Genomic DNA, 18,951 nt, shown 5'->3' with positions numbered 1-18,951 from the left:
GATTGCGTATTGGTCACCAAACGCGTCCCGAGACGCTACCGGCGCGCCGCGCGTGAGCGTAGCCCGGATTAACCCTCATCTGGCTGAAAGCGGGAAGTTTTCTTGCGATGGCCTGGGGAGCCGAGGCCGGGGGATGGGTGGCCTCGCCGGGTGGAATCGAACCACCAATTGACCCTTAGGAGGGGCCGGTTATATCCATTTAACTACGGCGAGACGGGCGGCGTGGCCTCTCCTGGGAATCGCACTGGCCCGGCGGGGCGTCTAGTGCCTTGATATTCCAGGGAAAGACCAGGGGCGCAAGTGTAACACCATTGGATAACAACCGAAAATTAGTGGATTAAATCAACTATATGCCCTATATTGCCTGGCATGGCCAGGGGCGCCGCGCCTTGCGCGGACCCCGGCCCCATACCTAAAACATCAGGAGCAGGCATGACCCCGACTTTCCACACGATCCTGCTGGACGTGCAGGACCGTGTCGCCACGGTGACGCTGAACCGCCCCGACAGCCGCAACGCGCTCAATTCCCTCATGTGCGCCGAGTTGGTGCAGGCCATGCAGCAATTGGCTGCCAATCCGGACGCGCATGTGGTGCTGATCGCCGCCGCCGGCGCGGCATTCTGCGCCGGCGCCGACCTCAAGGAGCGTAAGAGCATGTCCAATGCGGAAATGACGGCGCGCCGGGTGCAGGGTTTTGCCGCCTATGCCGCCATCGAACGCATGCCGCAGCCGGTGATCGCGGTGGTGCAGGGGGCGGCGTTCGGTTCCGGTTGCGAGATCGCCGCGGCGTGCGACTTTGTGCTGGCCTCGTCCGACGCGACGTTCTGCTATCCGGAAGTGGGTTGGGGCACGGTCGGCGCCACGCAGCGGCTGCCGCGCGTGGCCGGCGCGCGCAAGGCCAAGGAACTGCTGTTCACCGGCCGCCGCTTCGACGCGGCCGAGGCGCGCGAGATTGGCCTGGTCAATCAGGTGTACGCGCCCGAGGCCTTGGCGGGTGAAGCCACGCAGATGGCGGCGGCCATCGCTCGCGCCGCGCCGCTCACCGTGCGGCTGACCAAGCGCAGCATCGATCAGGGATTGGCGACCACGCGCGAAGGCGCGATGGCGATCGAATTGCTGGCCATCGAGGAAAACCTGCGCGGCACCGATTGGAAGCAGGCCATCGCCGGCTTCGGCGCGGCGGGAGACAAGGCATGATCGGCCCCACGATTCTGTCGCAGGCGCTGGCGCGCCAGGTGGCCCAGCGCGGCACGGCCGAGGCCTTCGTCGCGCCTGGCGAGCGTCACACCTGGGCCGCGCTGCAAGACGGCGCGCAACGCATCGCCCGTGGCCTGCATGCGGCCGGCGTGCGCCATGGCGACCATGTCGGCGTGCTGCTGGGCAACGGCGGCACCTGGGTGCAGGTGTTTTACGCCTGCGCGCTGCTCGGCGCCGTGACGGTGCCCGTCAACACGCGCTTCAAGACCGATGAACTGGCGTTCTGCCTGAAGCAGGCCGACGTCAAAGTGCTGCTGACGGCGGATACCTTCCTGGGCATCGATTTCCTCGATCTGCTGACGCAGGTGGAACCGGCGCTGGACCAGGCCCTGCCGGGCGCGGCGCTGCCGCTGCTGCGACAGGTGGTGGTGCTGGGCGAGCGCTGCCCGCGCGGCGCGCGCGCCTGGGCGGACTTCCTGCGGGCGGGTGAGGCCGTCGACGATGCGGCGCTGCGGGCCTGCATGGACGCGGTGGCTCCGGAGGACGTCCTGCTGATCCAGTACACCTCGGGCACCACGTCGTTTCCCAAGGGCGTGATGCTGACGCACGCCAACATGCTGACCAATGCCTGGGCCGCGGCGCAGCGCATCGGCGTGCGGCCGGACGATCGCTATTTCAGCATCCGTCCTTACTTCCATGTGGCCGGCACCACGCTGTCGATCCTGGTCAGCCTGATGAGCGGCTGCTGCCTGCTGACCCTGCCCAAGTTCGACGTAGCCGACGCCTTGCGCATGCTCGACGAAGAGCGCTGCACCCTGACATCCGGCAACGACACCATCTTTCTCATGCTGATGGGTCATCCCGATTTCGACCGCGCGCGCATCCATCTGCGCGGCGGCTGGGCGGCGGCCGGCCCGCAGGTGATGCAGAAGATCCGCGACGTGATGGGGGTGCCGGGCATCTGCAATGCCTACGGCCAGTCCGAAGCCTCGCCCAACATCACGCTGTCGGCGCACGATGATCCCTTTGAACTGCGCGCCATGGGCTGGGCGCTGCCGCATCCCGGCATGCAGGTGCGGGTGGTGGACCCGGGCACGGGCGAGCCATTGCCGGCCGGCATGCAGGGCGAGATCCAGGCGCGCGGCTGGAGCGTGATGAAGGGCTACTACAAGATGCCCGAGGCCACCGCCCGCGCGCTCAGCGCGGACGGCTGGCTCAGCACGGGCGACCTGGGCGAAATGGACGCGGCGGGCCGGTTGCGCATGGTGGGCCGCCTGAAGGACATGTTCCGCGTGGGCGGCGAGAACGTCGCGCCGGCGGAGGTGGAAGAGACCCTGCACGGCCACCCCGCCGTGCGCATGGCGCAGGTGGTCGGCGTGCCCGATGCGCGCCTGGGCGAAGTGCCGGCGGCGTTCGTGCTGCTCAAGGACGGGCAGGACTGCACGGCCGAGGAACTGACGGCCTGGTGCAAGGCGCGCTGCGCCAACTTCAAGGTGCCGCGCTATGTCGAGATCGTCGACAGCTTCGAGCACATCGGCATGACGGGCAGTTCCAAGGTGCAGAAGAACAAGCTGCGCGCCCACGCGCTGGCGCTGTTCGGACTGGAGCAACAGGCATGAGCGCGCGCGACGTGGTGCTGTGCGAATGCTTCGCGCGCGATGGGCTGCAGCATGAGCCCGACTTCATCGGCACGGCGGCCAAGGCCGACCTGATCGACCGTTTCGCGGCGCTGGGCTTTGAACGGATCGAGGCGACCTCGTATTCCAATCCCAAGGTCGTGCCGCAATTCGCCGACGCCACCGACCTGCTGGCGGTGCTGCCGCGGCGCGCGGGCGTCTGGTACAAGGCCACCTGCGCCAACGCGCGCGCCGTCGAGCGCGCGCTGGTTGACCTGGATGCCGGCATCGGCGCCAACGAGATCAGCCTGCTGGTCTCGGCCAGCGAATCGCATTCGACGCGCAACCTGAAGCGCGAACGCGCCGCCCAGTGGGACAACATTGCCGAGATGGCGCGGTTGGCGAACGGCCGTTTTCGCCTGATCGGCACGATTTCGGTGGCCTTCGGCTGTCCCTTCGAAGGCGCGGTCGACCCCGACGTGGTCATGGCCGACGCGCGGCGCTTCGCCGCGCTGGGCGTGGGCATCGTGACGCTGGGCGACACCACCGGCATGGCCACGCCGGCCTCGGTGCGCGACCTGTATGGCCGGATGGCGCGCGAGGTGCCCGAGGTGACGCCGGTGGCGCATTTCCACGACACGCGCGCCACCGGCCTGGTGAACTACGTGGCCGCGCTGGAGGCGGGCGTGAGGCACTTCGATTGCGCTTTCGGCGGTGTCGGCGGCCATCCGGCCAAGGTGCGCTACGGCGGCGGTCATACCGGCAACGTGGCGACGGAAGACCTGGTCAACCTGTTCGAGTCCATGGGCGTGCGCACCGGCCTGGATCTGGCGGCGATGGACGCGGTGTCGCGGCATTGCGAGGCGGTGCTGGGGCGCGCGCTGCACAGCCGCGTGGCGCAAAGCGGCTTGAACCCGCTGCTCGGCGTTGCGCGGGAGGCGGCCGCATGAGGATCGCCGGCCGCGTTTGTATATCATGCGGGCAGCGGCGCGCGACGCGCGCGCACGCCGTTTTTTTCCGCATCTGAAGAGTCCGCCCATGGCCACCCGAACCGCATCCAAGTCCGCCGCCGCGCGCCCCGCACCCCGCGCGTTGAAGGAACTGTTCTCGTACCGCCTGAACCGGCTGGCCTACGTGTCCAGCCGCATTGCCGCCGGCCTGAACGAAAGCCGCTATGGCGTGGGCCCGCGCGAGTGGCGCATCATCGCGCTGCTGGGCGCGGCGCCGGACATGTCGCTGAACGCGGTGGCGCGCGAGGCCAACATCGACAAGAGCCAGGCCAGCCGCACCGTGTCCGAACTGATCGAGCGCGGCCTGATCCAGCGCAGCGCCGACAGCCAGGACGGCCGCGGCGTCAGCCTGGACCTGACGCGCACCGGCCGCGCCCTGTACGAAGAGATCTTCCCGGCCGCGATCGAGCGCAATGAGGACATGCTGTCGGTGCTGTCGGAGGCCGAGCGCGAGGCCATGGAGCGCATGCTGGACAAGCTGACGACGCACGCGCTGGAGATGCTGAACGAATGCAAGGCGGAGGTGCCGGCGCGTCGCGGCCGCGGCGTGCAGCCGCGCTGAACGCGCGGGCGCGCGTCCGCGCCTTTTTTTACCCTTATTGTTGATTTAATCAATCAATTTGCTTGTCGCCATTGGAAGAGGATATCCGTGATGTCGGAACTGATCATTGAAGACCTGGGCGCGGTACGGCTGCTGCGCCTGAACCGTCCGGAAAAGCACAACGCGCTGAACACCGCGTTGACCACGATGCTGCTGGACGCGCTGCGCCAGGCCGATCGCGACGACGCGGTGCGCGCGGTGGTGCTGACGGGCAATGGCAAGTCGTTCTGCGCGGGCGCCGACACCGGCGAGTTCTCGGCCCTGACGCCGGAACAGCCGGACGCGGTGCTGCGCCGCGCCGACCTGACGACCGACCTGCACCTGGTGTTCTCGCGCATGGTCAAGCCGGTGATCGGCGCGGTCCATGGCAACGCGCTTGGCGGCGGCGCGGGGCTGGCGCTGGCCTGCGACCTGACGGTGATGGCCGAGGACGTGCGCTTCGGCTATCCGGAACTGCGCCACGGCATCGTGGCCGCGGTGGTCATGGCCAACCTGGTGCGCCAGGTCGGCCGCAAGCATGCCTTCGAGCTGGTGGCGATGGCCGAGCCGATCGATGGCGCGCGCGCATTGCAACTGGGCATCGCCAACCGCGTCGCACCCGCCGCGCAGGTGCTGGACCAGGCGCTGGCGATGGCGCAGCGCCTGGCCGGCTGGGAACCGGCCGCGATGGGGCTGACCAAGCGCGCCTTCCACCGCGCGGCCGACCTCGGGCTGGGCGAGGCGCTGGGCGTGGGCCGCGACGCCAACATCATCATGCGGGGTTTTCGCCAGGGAGCGGCGCGATGAGGCCGCTTGAAGGCGTCACCATCCTGGACCTGTCGCGCGTGCTGGCGTGCCCGTTCGCCTCGATGATCCTGGCCGAGCTGGGCGCCGAGGTCATCAAGGTCGAGCAGCCCGGAGGCGGCGACGAGACGCGCGGCTTCGAACCCAAGGTGCAAGGCGAGGGCGGCACCGAGTCGGCCTACTACCTGGCCTTCAACCGCAGCAAGCAGTCGGTCACGGTGAACTTCCGTCATCCCGAGGGGCAGGCCCTGATCCGGCGATTGGCGCAGTCCTGCGACGTGGTGGTCGAGAACTTCCCGGTCGGCACGCTCGCCAAGTACGGCCTGGACCGCGAGCACATCGCGCCGGACAACCCCGGCCTGATCTATTTCTCGTGCACCGGGTTCGGCATGACCGGACCGTACGCGCCGCGCAAGGGCTATGACACCGTGTTCCAGGCCATGGGCGGGATCATGAGCCTGACCGGCGAGCGGGGCGGCGGTCCGGTCAAGCCGGGCCTGCCGGTGAGCGACCTGACCTCGGGCCTGTGGGCCGCCATCGGCATCCTGTCGGCGCTGGTGGGACGGGCGCGCTCGGGGCAGGGCTGCCATATCGACTTCTCCATGCTGGACGGCCAGGTGGGCCTGCTGTCGCTGGCGGCGGCGCGCTATTTCGCGCTGGGCGAAGTGCCGCCGCGGCTGGGCACGGAACATCCCGGCCGGGTGCCCTCCGCGGCGTTCGAGTGCGGCGACGGCCGCTGGGTGCAGATCACCGGCAGCGACCAGCACTGGAAGCCGCTGTGCGAGGCGCTCGAGCTGCCGCAATGGGCCGACGATCCGGAGCTGGCGCGCAACGCCGTGCGCGTGGCGCGCCGCGACGAAGTCATGGCCGGCCTGTCGGCGGCCGCCGCGCGGCTGACGCGCGACGAACTGTGCCGCCGCTGCGATGCGCGCGGCGTGCCGGCCGGCCCGATCCTGGATGTCGAGGAGATCCTGCACAACGAGCACGTGCTCGCGCGCGGCATGGTGGCCAGCTACGAGCATCCGTCCATCGGCCGCTTCGGCGCGGTGCCGGTGCCGTTCAAGTTCGACGGTTTCGACGATCCGAGGCTGGAGCGCCCGCCCTTGCTGGGCGAGCACACCGACAGCGTGCTGGCCGGCCGGCTGGGCCTGTCGCCAGCGCAGATCGAGGCGTTACGCGCGCAGGGCGCGATCTAGCCATCGGGGCCATGAGCCCCGGGGCCTTTCCCCGCACCACACATAAAACACAATATCCCAGGAGACAAACCATGAAGACTCTGAAGCGCCTGCTGTGCGGCGCGGCGGTGGCCGGCGCGTTGTGCGCCCCTGCCGTCGCCGCCGATTCCTATCCCTCGCAGCCGATCACGCTGGTCAACCCGTATGCCGCCGGCGGTCCCGCCGACGTGCTGGGGCGGGCGCTGGCGCGCGAGCTGGAAAAGCAGCTGGGCAAGACCATCATCGTCGAGAACAAGGCCGGCGGCGGCGCGGCCATCGGCGCCAACTTCGTGGCGCGCGCCAAGCCGGACGGCTACACGCTGCTGCTCGGCACGTCGGCCGCCCACGTGGTGACGCCGCTGATGCAGCAGACGCCGTACGACGGCATCAAGGACTTCGCCTTTGTCTCGATCGTCGCCAACCAGCCCAACATGCTGGTGGTGCGGCCCACGCTCAAGGCCGACAGCGTCGAGCAGTTGATCGCGATGGCGCGCAAGGAGCCGGGCCGCATCAACTATGCCTCGGCCGGGCCCGGCAGCTCGCCGCACCTGGGCGCCGAGCTGTTTCGCGAACGCGCCGGCGTGGACATCGTCCATATCCCCTACAGCGGCGCGGCGCCCGCCATCAACGATCTGGTGGGCGGGCAGGTGGACATGGCGGTGCTGAACCTGGCCGCCAGCCTGCAATTCATCCGCAGCGGCCGACTCAAGGCGCTGGCCTACGCCAACGACCACCGCTCGCCGTTGCTGCCCGACGTGCCGACACTGGCCGAATCCGGCGTGAAGGGCGCGGAGTCCGCCTCCTGGTACAGCCTGGCCGCGCCCAAGGGCACGCCGCCGGAGATCTTGCAGCGCCTGAACGACGCGGTGGCCAAGGTCAACGCCAATCCGGAATACAGCAAGCTGATGCAGGCGCAGGGAGTGGACCTGTGGAACATGACGCCGCAGGAAGCCACGGCCTTCGTGGAGAAAGACCAGGCCGCCATGCGCAAGCTGGTGCAGGCGGCGGGGTTGATGAAGAAATAGGACGATTCTGGCTGGATGCGAGGGCGCGTGGTCGCCCTTGGCTGATCCTGACGCGCGGGAGAATTCCTGGGCGGCCTCGGCTGCCGGGGGTTGTCCCGCCACTTTTAATGTAGTAACGTTACTACATATTAAGCAAGGATCAAAGGATGCGCGATGTCCATCACCACACTTTCCAGCCGCGAACTCAATCAGGACGTGACCAAGGCGAAGAAGGCGGCCCTCAAGGGGCCCGTGTTCATCACGGATCGAGGCAAGCCGTCCCATGTCCTGCTCGCCATCGAGGACTACTGGCGCCTGGTCGGCAAAAAGCGAAGTATCGTCAGCGCGCTGTCGATGCCCGGCCTTGCCGACATCGAACTCGATGCTCCCCGCTCACGCGAGCTGCCTCGCCCGGCGGACGTCGCGTGATGTTCCTGCTGGATACCAACGTGCTTTCCGAACTGCGCAAGGTGGGCGACGGCAAGGCCGACAAGAATGTGACCGCCTGGCTCTCGGATGAGGATGCGGCGAATTTTTACGTTTCCGCGATAACGCTCATGGAGCTGGAGATCGGCATTCTGCGCATGGAGCGACGCGATGTCGGGCAAGGCGCGCGGTTGCGCGAGTGGATGCGTGATCACGTCCTGCCGGAGTTCTCCGACAGGACGTTGCCGCTCGATGGGGCGGTGGCATTGCGCTGCGCCAGGTTGCACGTGCCGGATATGCGTCCCGAGCGGGATGCGTTCATTGCCGCCACCGCCCTGGTGCACGGCATGACGCTGGTCACCCGGAACGTGTCTGATTTTTCGGGTTGTGGCGTGGTCATCGTCAATCCCTGGGAAGCCGGCGCGTGAATCCCGCCCTCGCCCGGGCGATACCGGGGCAGGGCTGAAACCGCGGCGATCTTCGTGCGGATGTGGGGCTCGATCCGCGCTTCACTCCGCCAGCAGCGCCGCGCGCCTGAGCGCTTCGCGCGTTTGCGCCACCAGTTGCTCGACCACCGCGCCCGCCGGTTGCAGGCTGTCGATCAGGCCCGCGCTCTGGCCGGCCTCGACCTTGCCGCCCTGCACGTCGCCGTCGAAGGCGGCCTGCTTCAAGGAACTGCCGGCGAACAGGGTCTCCAGCATGGCCAGATCGCCGCCGTGTTCGGCCGCGAGATAGTCGCGGGCGAAGGCGTTGCGCAACATTCTCACCGGCGAACGGCCGCGTCCCACCAGCGTGGTGTCGGCCACGCCCGCCGCCAGCACCGCGTCCTTGTAGGCGTCGCATACGCCCGCCTCGGGCGTCAGCAGGAAGCGCGTGCCCAGCTGCGCGCCGGCCGCGCCCAGGCATAGCGCGGCCGCGATGCCGGCACCGTCGGCAATGCCGCCGGCCGCCACCACCGGCACCGACACGCGTCGCACCACCGCGCGCAGCAACACCTGCAAGCCGATCTCATCGGGTCCTGGGTGGCCACCGGCTTCCAGGCCGACCGCGATCACCGCGTCCACGCCGGCCGCTTCGGCCTTGGCGGCATGCTCCGGACTGGCGATCACCTGCAACCATTTTGCGCCAGCGTCGCGCGCGCGCCCAATGTGTTTCTGGGGGCCGCCCTGCGAGGCGATGATGACCGGCACGCCTTCGGCCAGGGCGATGTCCATGTGTTCCTGCGCCCGCTTGTTGTAGAGCGGGATGTTGACGGCGTAAGGCGCCTCGGTGCCGGCGCGAACCGCGCGGATGGCGGCCCGCAGCGCCTCGGGATACATGGGGCCGGCGGCGATCACGCCGAGCCCGCCGGCGCGCGATACGGCCAGCGCCAGCGCCGCGTTCGACGAGGCCCAGCTCATGCCGCCCTGGATGATCGGATAGCGCGTGCCCAGCAGGCGGGTCAGCGGAGTTTGCAGAGTCATGGCTGATCAGGATGGGGAAAATCCCATTCTGGAATAATTGGTTGATAAAATCAACTATATTGTTGGGCGTGGCGCAAGCCCTGGCGTGATACGCGATGCGGCGACACGGGTATTGCCGGTGGCTCCGGGTTATTTGTTTATGATGTGCGCGTCTGGCCCACGGCCCGGCCGTCCCGAGGAGGGGACGCCTTTCTCCATCAATAAGAACAATCATGTCGAGCACTACCGATACGCGTTACGTGCGCACCATCGTCCTGGGTACCCTGGTGGTGCTGCTGGCCATGGGCGTGCGCGCCACCTTTGGCCTGTTCATGCAGCCGATGGGCCTGGCGCACGGCTGGAGCCGCGAAGTGTTTTCCATGGCCTTCGCGCTGCAGAACCTGGTCTGGGGCGTGGCCTGCATTTTCATGGGCATATTGGCCGACCGTTATGGCTCCGGCCGCACCATCGCGCTGGGCGCGCTGCTGTACATGCTGGGCATGATCGGCACCCGCTTCGCCACCGACGAAACCACGCTCTACCTGAGCGCCGGCCTGCTGGTCGGCCTGGGCCAGGCCGGCACCACGTTCCCGGTGATCCTGCCGGTGGTGGCGCGTGCCGTGCCGCCCGCCTATCGCAGCACCGCCATGGGCATCGCCAGCGCCGGCGGCTCGCTCGGCCAGTTCGCGGTGGTGCCGACCGGGCAGGCGCTGATTACCGGCCTGGACTGGCCGGGCGCGTTGTGGGTGCTGTCGCTGTTCGTCGCTTGCGCGGCGCCGCTGGCCTATTTCCTGCGCGGCCGTCCGCAGGCCCACGGCGGGCCGCAGCAATCGCTGACGGCGGCGGTGCGCCAGGCGGTGCGGCATCCGTCGTTCCATTTCCTGTTCTGGAGCTACTTCGTCTGCGGCTTCCACACGGCCTTCATCACGCTGCACCTGCCGGCCTACGTCACCGACGGCGGGCTGACGCCGGGGCAGGGCGCCACCGCGATCGCGCTGATCGGGCTGTTCAACGTGCTGGGGTCGTTCTACGCCGGCAAGCTTGGCGGCCAGTACAGCAAGAAGCGCCTGCTGGCGGTGGTCTACGGCATGCGCGCCTTCGGCATCCTGCTGCTGTTGTGGCTGCCGCTGTCGCCGTGGGTGCTGTACGCGTTCGCGGCCTGGATGGGCCTGTTCTGGCTGGGCACGGTGCCGCTGACGCAGGGGCTGATCGGCCAGATCTATGGCCTGCGTTATGCCGCGACCCTGTCGGGCATCGTCTTTTTGGGACACCAGGTTGGCAGTTTCATCGGCGTCTGGCTGGGCGGTTATGCCTATGCCAAGACCGGCAACTACGACCTGGTCTGGTGGCTGGGCGTGGCGCTGGCGGTGGCCGCCGCGCTGCTGTGCCTGCCGGTGCGCGAGCAGCCGCTGGCGCAGCCGGCGACCGCCTGATACCCGGGTGGCCCTGATGACCGACTCGCCCTCCGCATCGCCCGCCCGCCGCCATCGCGTCTGGCGCCTGGCGGGCTGGGGGGCGCTGGCCCTGGTGCTGGGCCTGGCCTTCTGGGGCTATACCCAGCCCGACATGCAGATCCATTGGGAAAACCTGGCGTCGCTGTGCGGTTTCTAGCCACGCGGGCGGGGCGGGGGCGCGGTATCCTACGGCGGTAATCGTTTTGACACCGCGTTTCCGTATCGCGTTTTGACGCCGCCCATGCAGGACGACCCGCTTTCCTACCCCGACCTGAGCCTGTCCGCCATCGGCGACATGCCCGCCGCCGACATGCTGGTGCTGACGGTCAACAACCGCCTGTCGCGCCGGCTCACGCTCGAGCTGGCCGGGTTGCTGCGCCAGGAGCGCCAGGTCAGCGAACTGCCGCGCATCCTGCCGTTGTCCGCCTGGCTGGCCGAATCCGCCAATGAACTGGCGTTCGAGGCCGATGACGACGTGCCGGCCTACCGGCTCGACGGCTTCGCCACCCAGTTGGTCTGGACCGAAGCCATCCGCGCCGAAGAGGCCGAGCGCGTGCTGCTGGACGCGAGCCAGGCGGCGCGCCTGTCGATGGACGCGGACCAGCTCATGGACGAGTGGGCGCTGCGCGTACCGTCCGGCGCCGACACTGACGAGTACCGCGGCTTCGCCCGCTGGCGCGAACGCTACCGCCAGGCCCTGGCCGCCATCGACGCCGAGGACGCCAACCAGGGCTATGCCCGCGTGCTGCGGGCGCTCGAGGATGGCCGGCTGGCCGTGCCCGGCCATCTGGTGTTGGCTGGCTTTACCGACATGTCGCCGCGTTTTCGGCGCCTGCTGCGGGCATTCGAGGAACAGGGCTGCCTGATTGCGCAATGGCGCGACACGCAGCGCGCGCCCGCCGCGCCGCGCCGCTACGAGGCGCCGGACCAGGGCGCCGAATGGCGCGCGGCGGCCGAGTGGGCCGCCAGCCAGCTCAAGCGTCATCCCGGCGGCCGCTACGCCATCGTCTCGCCCCAGCTCGAAGCCGAGTCGCCGTTCGCGCGGCGCATTCTCAGCCAGGCGCTGGCGGGCCATGACGGCGCGCCGGCGTTCGCCTTCAACGTGGCGGTCGGCCGTCCGCTGGACGAATGGCCGCTGGCGCGCGCCGCGTTGGCGTGGCTGCGCGCGCTGGCCGAGTGCGCGGCCGGCAACGGCTCCGGCGTCGAGGTGTTGGGCGCCGCGCTGCTGGCGGGCCACTGCGCGGGCGATGTCAGCGAACGCGCCGGCCTGGCCGCGCTCGATGCGCGCTGGCGCCGTCGCGGCCAGATCCACCTGTCCGCGACGGAATGGCGCAAGCAACTGTCGCAGTTGCCGCCGCTGGCGCAGGCCTGGGACCAGGCCATGGAGATCTGGACCAAGGGGGGCGCGCGCGCCACCAGCGATGTCTGGATGTTGCGCATGAAGGCGGCGCTGACGGCGCTCGGCTTTCCCGGCGAGGGCGCGCTGGACAGCGTCGGCTATCAGGTGCTGGGCGCGTTCGGCGAGGCGTTGGGCGGCTTCTCGGCGCTGGCGCCGGCCGCCGGCAAGCTGGGCGGCGTGGCGGCGGTCAACCTGCTCCAGAGCGTGGCGCGCTCGGCCGCGTTCCAGCCGCAGCGCGACCCGCTGGCGCGCCTGGATGTGCTGGGCCTGCTGGAAGCGGAAGGCGGTTTCTGGGACGGCGTGTGGATGCTGGGCCTGACCGACGACGTGCTGCCGGCCTCGCCCAAGCCGAACCCGCTGCTGCCGCTGGCGGTGCTGCGCCAGGCCAAGGCGCCGCGCGCCACGCCCGAGCGCGAACGCGAGTGGGCCGAGGGCATCTACGCGGCGCTGTGCCGCTGCGCGCCGGAGGTCATCGTCAGCCACGCGCATATGGATGGCGAACGCGAGTTGCGGCCGTCGCCGCTGATCGCCGAAGCTGCCCTGACCGATTGGCGGCCGGCGCCGGCCGCCGCCGTGGCCGCCTTGCCGCAGGAAACCCTGGACGACGCGCAAGGGCCGCCCCTGACCTCCCACGACCATGGCGGCGGCGGGCTGGATGTATTGGACACGCAGGCGCGCAACCCCCTGTGGGCGTTCGTGCGCCACCGGCTGGGCGGGCGCGAACTCGCGGCCTATGCCGACGCGGCCACGGTGAACGTGCGCGGCCAGTTCCTGCACAAGGCGTTGGAACTGGTGTGGGGCATGCTGCCCGACCAGGAGGCCTTGCATGACACGCTGGCCGGCGGCCGCCTGCCCGCCTTGCTGGAGCAGGCGGTGGCGCAGGCCGCCGATGAAGAACTGCAGCAGTATGCGCCGGCGCTGAAGGCGCTGGAATGCGCCCGCGCGCTGACGGTGCTGGCGTCGTGGCTGGACATGGAAGCCCAGCGCCTGCCGTTCGCGGTGGCGCAGGTCGAGAAGAACCATGAATGGCGCCATGGCCCGCTGCACCTGAAGCTGCGGCTGGACCGCATCGACACGCTGGCCGACGGCCGCAACGTCATCGTCGACTACAAGACCGGCGTGGCCGCCGCCAAGCCCGAGCCCGATTGGTCGCGCAGCCGTCCGGTGAACGTGCAGTTGCCGTTCTACGCCTCGGTGCTGGCCGATGCCGCCGGCGGCGAAGTGGCCGGCCTGGTGCTGGCCCAGATCCATGCGCGCCAGGTGGCGGCGCAGGGCCTGGCCGACGAAGACCTGGGCATGGAAGGCGTGACGCTGGCGGCCGAGAGCAAGTACTTCGACGGCCTGTCCTGGCCCGAGATACGCCAGCGCTGGCGCGCCGCGATCGAGTCGCTGGCCGATGAATACGTGGCGGGCCATGCCGCCAACGTCGCTTACCGCCGCGACGACCTGAAATACTGCGACGCGCTGCCTTTCCTGCGCCTGCACCTGGATGACGAGGACGCCTGAGCCATGGCCGATATGGAACGCCAGCCCCAGGACCATGCCGCGCGCGCGGCGGCGCTGGACCCCGCACGCTCTTTCCTGGTGCAGGCGCCCGCCGGCTCCGGCAAGACCGAACTGCTGACCGACCGCATCCTGGCGCTGCTGGCCACCGTCAACCGCCCCGAGGAAATCGTCGCCATCACCTTCACGCGCAAGGCGGCTTCGGAGATGCATGCGCGCGTGTTGAGCAAGCTGCGCCGGGGCCTGGACGCGCCGCCGGAGGCCGCCCACGAGCGCCGCAGCTGGGAACTGGCGCGCGCCGCGCTGGCGCGCAACGCCGAACAGGAATGGCACCTGCTGGAGCATCCGGCGCGGCTGGCGATCCGCACCATCGACTCGTTCTGCGCCGGTCTGGTCCGCAGCATGCCGTGGCTATCCGAACTGGGCGGCATGCCCGAGATCACCGACGACGCCCGCGCCCACTACGAAGCGGCGGCGCGCGCCACGCTCGATCTGGCGGACGACTACGACGCGGTCCGCATCCTGCTGCAGCACATGGACGTGGACGTGCAGGCGGCCAAGGACGCCATCGCCGACATGCTCGGTCAGCGCGACCAGTGGCTGCCGCTGCTGCGCCATGGTTCCGACCGCGAGGCGCTGGAGCAAACCCTGGCCGAGGCCATCGGCGAGGACCTGGACGCGCTGTGCGAGGCCATGCCCTACGGCTGGGCCGACGCGCTGTGCGGGCCGGCGCGGTTGGCCGCGGCGCAATTGCAGGACGGCGGCGAGGACGACCGCCTGGCGGCCTTGCTCGACTGGACCGAGGAACTGCCGGCCGACGCCGAAGTGCTGGAGCAATGGCGCGCCGTGGCCCATCTGCTGCTGACCGGCACCGGTTCGCTGCGCAAGACCGTCAACAAGAACCTGGGCTTTCCCGCCAAGTGCGCGCACAAAGAACCCTTCGTCGCCTGGCTCGAGAGCGCCGATGGCGACGCGCCGTGGGTGCGGCGCCTGGCCGCCGTGCGCGATATCCCCGCGCCGCGCTTGAGCGATGCCCAGTGGGAAGTGCTGGGCGCGCAGTTGATGACGCTGGCGCTGGCGGTGGCGCAATTGCGCCTGCGCTTTGCCGACAAGGGCGAGGTCGATTTCATCGAGATCTCGCAGCGCGCCGCCTCGGCGCTGGGCAGCGCCGACGATCCGGGCGAGCTGCTGCTCAAGCTCGACGCGTCCATCCGCCACCTGCTGATCGACGAATTCCAGGACACCAGCCAGACGCAGCTCGATCTGTTGAAAACGTTGACCTCCGGCTGGCAGGAGGGCGACGGCCGCAGCCTGTTCCTGGTGGGCGATCCGATGCAGTCGATCTACCGTTTCCGCAAGGCGGAGGTGGGGCTGTTCCTTGAAGTCGCGGAAACGGGCGTGGGCGAACTGCAACCGGGTTTCCTCAACCTGACCGATAATTTCCGCTCGCAGGCCGGCATCGTCGACTGGGTCAACCAGTCGTTCGCGCAACTCTTGCCCAAGCGCAGCGACGCCGCCGCGGGCGCCATCAAGTACAGCCCGTCCACGGCTTTTCACGAGGCCTTGCCGGATCCGGCGGTGCGCTTCCATCCCGCCTGGTCGCGCGCCGGCGCCGCGCCGGCCGAGGAACAGGCCGAGGACATCGCCGTCGGCCTGGTGCGGCAGGCGCTGGCCGAACACGCGGGCAGCAAGCACCCGGTCGCCATCCTGGTGCGGGCCCGCAGCCACCTGGGCACCCTGACGCGCCGGCTGGCGCAGGAAGGCATCCGCTGCCGCGCGGTGGACCTGGTGCCGCTCGCGCTGCGGCCGGTGGTGGCGGACCTGGTGCAACTGGTGCGGGCGCTGTCGCATCCGGGCGACAGGCTGGCGTGGCTGTCGGTGCTGCGCGCGCCGTTCTGCGGCCTGACGCTGGAGTCGTTGCAGCGCCTGTTCGGCGCCGATCACGTGACGCCGGTGCCGGTGCTGCTGGAGCGCCTGTTGCGCCCGGCGCCGGCGAAGGCCGTGGCGGCGCCCGTGGCCACCGCCCCGGCGGCGCGCCAGGGATCGCTGTTCGACGACACCGAGAACCCGGCGCAAGGGGCCTTGTTCGACGATGCGGCGTCTGATGCCTCGCGCGCTGATCCGGCGTTGATGCCGATCGCGGCCAGCGATGGCGAGCCTTCGTTCAGCGGCGCCGATACCCCGCGTTCGGCCGAGGCCGTGCTGCGCCCCGAGGAATACGCGCGCCTGCGGCAGGTGGCGGCGATATTGCTGGATACGCGCAACGCCTCGGGCGCGATGCCGTTCGCGGCCTGGGTCGAGACGCTGTGGCGCCGCCTGGGCGGGCCGGCGCTCTACAGCGGCCCGTCGGTCGCCAACGACGCCGAAAGCCTGTTCCAGCTGGTCGAGCGCCTGGCGCCGCACGGGGCCATCGACGCGGCCGCGCTGGATACCGGCATCGCGCGCCTGTTCGCGGCGCCCGACGCCGCCGACGAAGAGGCCGCGGTCGAGATCATGACCATGCACAAGTCCAAGGGCCTGCAGTTCGAGACCGTGATCCTGTACGGCCTGCATCGCGCGCCGCGCGGCGACCAGCCGCCGCTGGTGCGCTTCGAGCAAAGCGGCGGGCGCGTGCTGTTCGGCCCGGTCAAGCCGCGCGCTGAAACCGAGGCCGATCCCGTGTCGCGCTACCTGGGCGCGCGCGAGGCCCGCCGCGCCTCCTATGAGATCGACCGCCTGCTGTACGTCGCCGCCACCCGCGCCCGCAAGCGCCTGCATCTGGTCGGCCACGTCAGCGTCGACGAGGCCAGCGGCCAGCCCAAGACGCCATCCTCCGCCAGCCTGCTGGGCCGCCTCTGGCCTTGCCTGGCCACGCCCACGCCGCCGGCCGCCGACGGCGACACGGCCGAGCCCGTGGCCGACGCGCCCGAGTGGCAGGGCGAACCGCTGCGCCGGCTGCACCGCGACGGCCTGGCGCAACTGGCGCGGCAGGCAGATATCGCCATCAGCCCCGGCTTCGCCGCCGCCGCGCGCGGCGCCTGGGGCGACAGCGCTGAACATCCCGCCTGGCAACTCGAATCCGGCTACGACGCCGCCATCGGCACCCTGGCCCACGCCTGGCTGGCCCGCATCGGCCAGGACGGCATCGCGGCCTGGCCGGCCGACACCCTGGCCCAGCGCCTGCCCGCCATGCGCCGCCAACTGACCCGCGCCGGCATCCCCGCCAGCCAGGCCGACGCCGCCGCCGAAGCCGTCCTGGACACCCTCCAGTCCACCCTGGCCGACGACCGCGGCCTCTGGCTCCTCTCCCAATCCGGCGCCCGCCGCGAGTGGCCCCTCATCGACGCCGCCGGCAAGGTCTCCGTCATCGACCTGGCCCTCAGCACCGAAGACGGCTGGCTCATCGTCGACTACAAAACAGGCCGCCCACAACCCAACGAATCCCCCGCCGCCTTCGCCCAGCGCATGCGCCAACGCCACGGCGACCAACTCCTGCGCTACTGCGCCCAAGTCACCGCCCTGGACGGCCGCAAAGCCCGCGCCGCCCTCTACTTCCCCCGCGCCCGCGCCTGGATCGACCTGTAGCAGCCCCCCTGCCCAACCAGGGCAAGCCAAGCCAAAGCAAGCGAGGCAGGCAAAGCGGAGCAAGCCAAGCGAAGTAAAAGCAAGGCAAGCCAGGGCAGAGCCAGGCAACGCCAGGCAAAGCGAAGCGAGCCAAGCGAAGTAAAGGAGTAAAGGGGAGTAAAGGCAAGCCAAGGCAGAGCCAGGCAACGCCAGACAAGCCAAACCAAGCCAAGCCAAAGCAACCGAGCGAAAGCAACCGAGCCAGCCAGGCAAAGCGAAGCGAGCCGCCAAGACAAGCGAAGCAACGTCTTCTCCCCCTCCCCCTCGGGGGGAGGGCCGGGGAGGGGGCGCACATACAGCCCCCCGGGGCCCGCCAAGCAAGAGGCTAGCCGAGCGAGCAACGCGAAGCTCTGCTAGAATCTTGCTTGGCGGGCCCCTTCGCATGGTTCGACGGTGAACCTGGTCAGGTCGGGAACGAAGCAGCCATAGTCGTTTAGGGTCAGTGCCGGAGTAAGGCTCGCCAACCGGTTTTCGCAAAGGGGACGGGGTTGTTTTCCAAGGGGATTTCCCCGGAAGATGATTCCGTCCCCTTTGCATTTCGCGCCGGCAATCGCATCGGCTCTTGCAAAGGCTCTACAATCCCGCCATGACTTATCTGGTACTGGCCCGCAAGTGGCGGCCGCGATCGTTCGATACCCTCGTGGGACAGGATCACGTGGTGCGCGCGCTGACGCATGCGCTCGACACCCAGCGCCTGCACCACGCCTGGCTGTTCACCGGCACCCGCGGCGTCGGCAAGACCACGCTGTCGCGCATCCTGGCCAAATCGCTCAACTGCGAAACCGGCATCACTTCCAAGCCCTGCGGCGTCTGTCGCGCCTGCACCGAGATCGATGCCGGCCGTTTCGTCGACTACCTCGAACTAGACGCGGCCTCCAACCGCGGCGTCGAGGAAATGACCCAGCTGCTGGAGCAGGCCGTCTACGCGCCGGGCGCGGGCCGCTTCAAGGTCTACATGATCGACGAAGTGCACATGCTCACCGGGCACGCGTTCAACGCGATGCTCAAGACGCTGGAAGAGCCGCCGCCGCACGTCAAATTCATCCTGGCCACCACCGACCCGCAGAAGATCCCGGTCACGGTGCTGTCGCGCTGCCTGCAATTCAATCTGAAGCAGATGCCGGCCGACTCCATCGTGGGCCACCTGCAGGCGGTGCTGGGCGAGGAGCAGGTCGGCTTCGAAGTGCCGGCCCTGCGCCTGATCGGCCAAGCCGCGTCGGGTTCGATGCGCGACGCGCTGTCGCTGACCGACCAGGCCATCGCCTATAGCGCCGGCAATCTCACCGAGGACGCCGTGCGCGGCATGCTCGGCACCATCGACCAGCGCCACCTGGTGCGCCTGCTGGACGCCTTGTCCACCGGCGACGCCAAGGGCGTGCTGGCGGTGGCCGACGAACTCGCCACGCGCGGCCTGTCGTACGCCGGCGCGCTGGCCGACCTGGCGGTGCTGCTGTCGCGCGTCGCCATCGAGCAGCGCGTGTCCGGCGTGATGCCGGCCGAGGATCCGCTGGCGGCCGACATCGCCCGCCTGGCGCAGACCCTGCATCCCGACGCGGTGCAGCTGTTCTACTCGGTGGCGGTCCACAGCCGCGGCGAACTGACGCTGGCGCCGGACGAGTACGCCGGTTTCATCATGGCCTGCCTGCGCATGCTGGCGCTCAACGGTGACGCCGGTCCGCAGACCGCCATCGAAGCGCCC

The 18,951-nt window shown here is 69.5% G+C and carries 15 protein-coding genes, 1 tRNA gene and 1 other RNA gene; 15 read left to right on the top strand and 2 right to left on the bottom strand.

The window, feature by feature from the left end:
* Positions 1 to 138 precede the first annotated feature (138 nt).
* Positions 139 to 213 (bottom strand) — tRNA-Arg (locus tag AruCF_RS19425).
* A 219-nt stretch (positions 214 to 432) separates the two neighbouring features.
* On the opposite strand from AruCF_RS19425, the gene AruCF_RS19420 reads away from it, so the two are divergent.
* The 9 genes from AruCF_RS19420 (at position 433) to AruCF_RS19380 (ending at position 8,279) form a co-directional block, all read left to right on the top strand.
* Positions 433 to 1,197, top strand: a complete 765-nt coding sequence (locus AruCF_RS19420; protein ID WP_049075426.1) for an enoyl-CoA hydratase/isomerase family protein — start codon at positions 433 to 435, stop codon at positions 1,195 to 1,197.
* Positions 1,194 to 2,816, top strand: coding sequence for an AMP-binding protein (locus tag AruCF_RS19415; RefSeq protein ID WP_049075425.1), 1,623 nt, complete (start codon positions 1,194 to 1,196; stop codon positions 2,814 to 2,816). The genes AruCF_RS19420 and AruCF_RS19415 overlap by 4 nt, the downstream gene beginning before the upstream one ends.
* Positions 2,813 to 3,763 (top strand): hydroxymethylglutaryl-CoA lyase, encoded by a 951-nt coding sequence (locus tag AruCF_RS19410; RefSeq protein WP_049075424.1) that lies wholly within the window; start codon positions 2,813 to 2,815, stop codon positions 3,761 to 3,763. The genes AruCF_RS19415 and AruCF_RS19410 overlap by 4 nt, the downstream gene beginning before the upstream one ends.
* 88 nt (positions 3,764 to 3,851) lie before the next feature.
* Positions 3,852 to 4,385: a MarR family winged helix-turn-helix transcriptional regulator gene (locus AruCF_RS19405; protein ID WP_049078000.1), complete on the top strand. Its 534-nt coding sequence runs from the start codon at positions 3,852 to 3,854 to the stop codon at positions 4,383 to 4,385.
* Between the two features lie 90 nt (positions 4,386 to 4,475).
* The gene (locus AruCF_RS19400; protein ID WP_049075423.1) at positions 4,476 to 5,210 is read left to right on the top strand and encodes an enoyl-CoA hydratase/isomerase family protein; all 735 of its coding nucleotides are present in this window, start codon (positions 4,476 to 4,478) and stop codon (positions 5,208 to 5,210) included.
* Positions 5,207 to 6,403 carry a CaiB/BaiF CoA transferase family protein gene (locus tag AruCF_RS19395; RefSeq protein WP_049075422.1) on the top strand — a complete coding sequence of 399 codons (1,197 nt, stop codon included), beginning with the start codon at positions 5,207 to 5,209 and terminating at the stop codon, positions 6,401 to 6,403. The genes AruCF_RS19400 and AruCF_RS19395 overlap by 4 nt, the downstream gene beginning before the upstream one ends.
* A 71-nt stretch (positions 6,404 to 6,474) precedes the next feature.
* Positions 6,475 to 7,446 (top strand): Bug family tripartite tricarboxylate transporter substrate binding protein, encoded by a 972-nt coding sequence (locus AruCF_RS19390; protein ID WP_049075421.1) that lies wholly within the window; start codon positions 6,475 to 6,477, stop codon positions 7,444 to 7,446.
* A 153-nt stretch (positions 7,447 to 7,599) separates the two neighbouring features.
* Positions 7,600 to 7,854, top strand: a complete 255-nt coding sequence (locus AruCF_RS19385) for a type II toxin-antitoxin system Phd/YefM family antitoxin (protein WP_049075417.1) — start codon at positions 7,600 to 7,602, stop codon at positions 7,852 to 7,854.
* Positions 7,851 to 8,279 (top strand): type II toxin-antitoxin system VapC family toxin, encoded by a 429-nt coding sequence (locus AruCF_RS19380; RefSeq protein WP_197487190.1) that lies wholly within the window; start codon positions 7,851 to 7,853, stop codon positions 8,277 to 8,279. The genes AruCF_RS19385 and AruCF_RS19380 overlap by 4 nt, the downstream gene beginning before the upstream one ends.
* A gap of 81 nt (positions 8,280 to 8,360) precedes the next feature.
* Here the strand turns inward: AruCF_RS19380 and AruCF_RS19375 are convergent, their stop codons facing one another.
* The gene (locus AruCF_RS19375; protein WP_049075413.1) at positions 8,361 to 9,314 is read right to left on the bottom strand and encodes an NAD(P)H-dependent flavin oxidoreductase; all 954 of its coding nucleotides are present in this window, start codon (positions 9,312 to 9,314) and stop codon (positions 8,361 to 8,363) included.
* 212 nt (positions 9,315 to 9,526) lie between these two features.
* On the opposite strand from AruCF_RS19375, the gene AruCF_RS19370 reads away from it, so the two are divergent.
* The 6 genes from AruCF_RS19370 to dnaX all read left to right on the top strand — a co-directional run.
* The gene (locus AruCF_RS19370; RefSeq protein WP_049075412.1) at positions 9,527 to 10,726 is read left to right on the top strand and encodes an MFS transporter; all 1,200 of its coding nucleotides are present in this window, start codon (positions 9,527 to 9,529) and stop codon (positions 10,724 to 10,726) included.
* A gap of 16 nt (positions 10,727 to 10,742) precedes the next feature.
* Positions 10,743 to 10,904 carry a hypothetical protein gene (locus AruCF_RS29565; protein WP_167385865.1) on the top strand — a complete coding sequence of 54 codons (162 nt, stop codon included), beginning with the start codon at positions 10,743 to 10,745 and terminating at the stop codon, positions 10,902 to 10,904.
* A gap of 84 nt (positions 10,905 to 10,988) precedes the next feature.
* Positions 10,989 to 13,652: a PD-(D/E)XK nuclease family protein gene (locus AruCF_RS19365; RefSeq protein ID WP_049075411.1), complete on the top strand. Its 2,664-nt coding sequence runs from the start codon at positions 10,989 to 10,991 to the stop codon at positions 13,650 to 13,652.
* A gap of 3 nt (positions 13,653 to 13,655) precedes the next feature.
* Entirely contained in the window at positions 13,656 to 17,213 is a 3,558-nt protein-coding gene (locus AruCF_RS19360) for a UvrD-helicase domain-containing protein (protein WP_049075410.1), read from the top strand.
* 406 nt (positions 17,214 to 17,619) lie between these two features.
* Positions 17,620 to 17,717, top strand: an RNA gene (gene ffs, locus AruCF_RS19355) — signal recognition particle sRNA small type.
* A 121-nt stretch (positions 17,718 to 17,838) separates the two neighbouring features.
* Positions 17,839 to 18,951: DNA polymerase III subunit gamma/tau (dnaX, locus tag AruCF_RS19350; RefSeq protein ID WP_083036828.1), on the top strand; the 1,113-nt coding region annotated here is incomplete at its 3' end.

Source organism: Achromobacter ruhlandii, assembly GCF_002082135.1.
Classification (GTDB): Bacteria; Pseudomonadota; Gammaproteobacteria; order Burkholderiales; family Burkholderiaceae_B; genus Achromobacter; species Achromobacter ruhlandii.
Note: the sequence above shows the minus strand (reverse complement) of the source record. Positions and strands in the feature narration are given on the sequence as shown.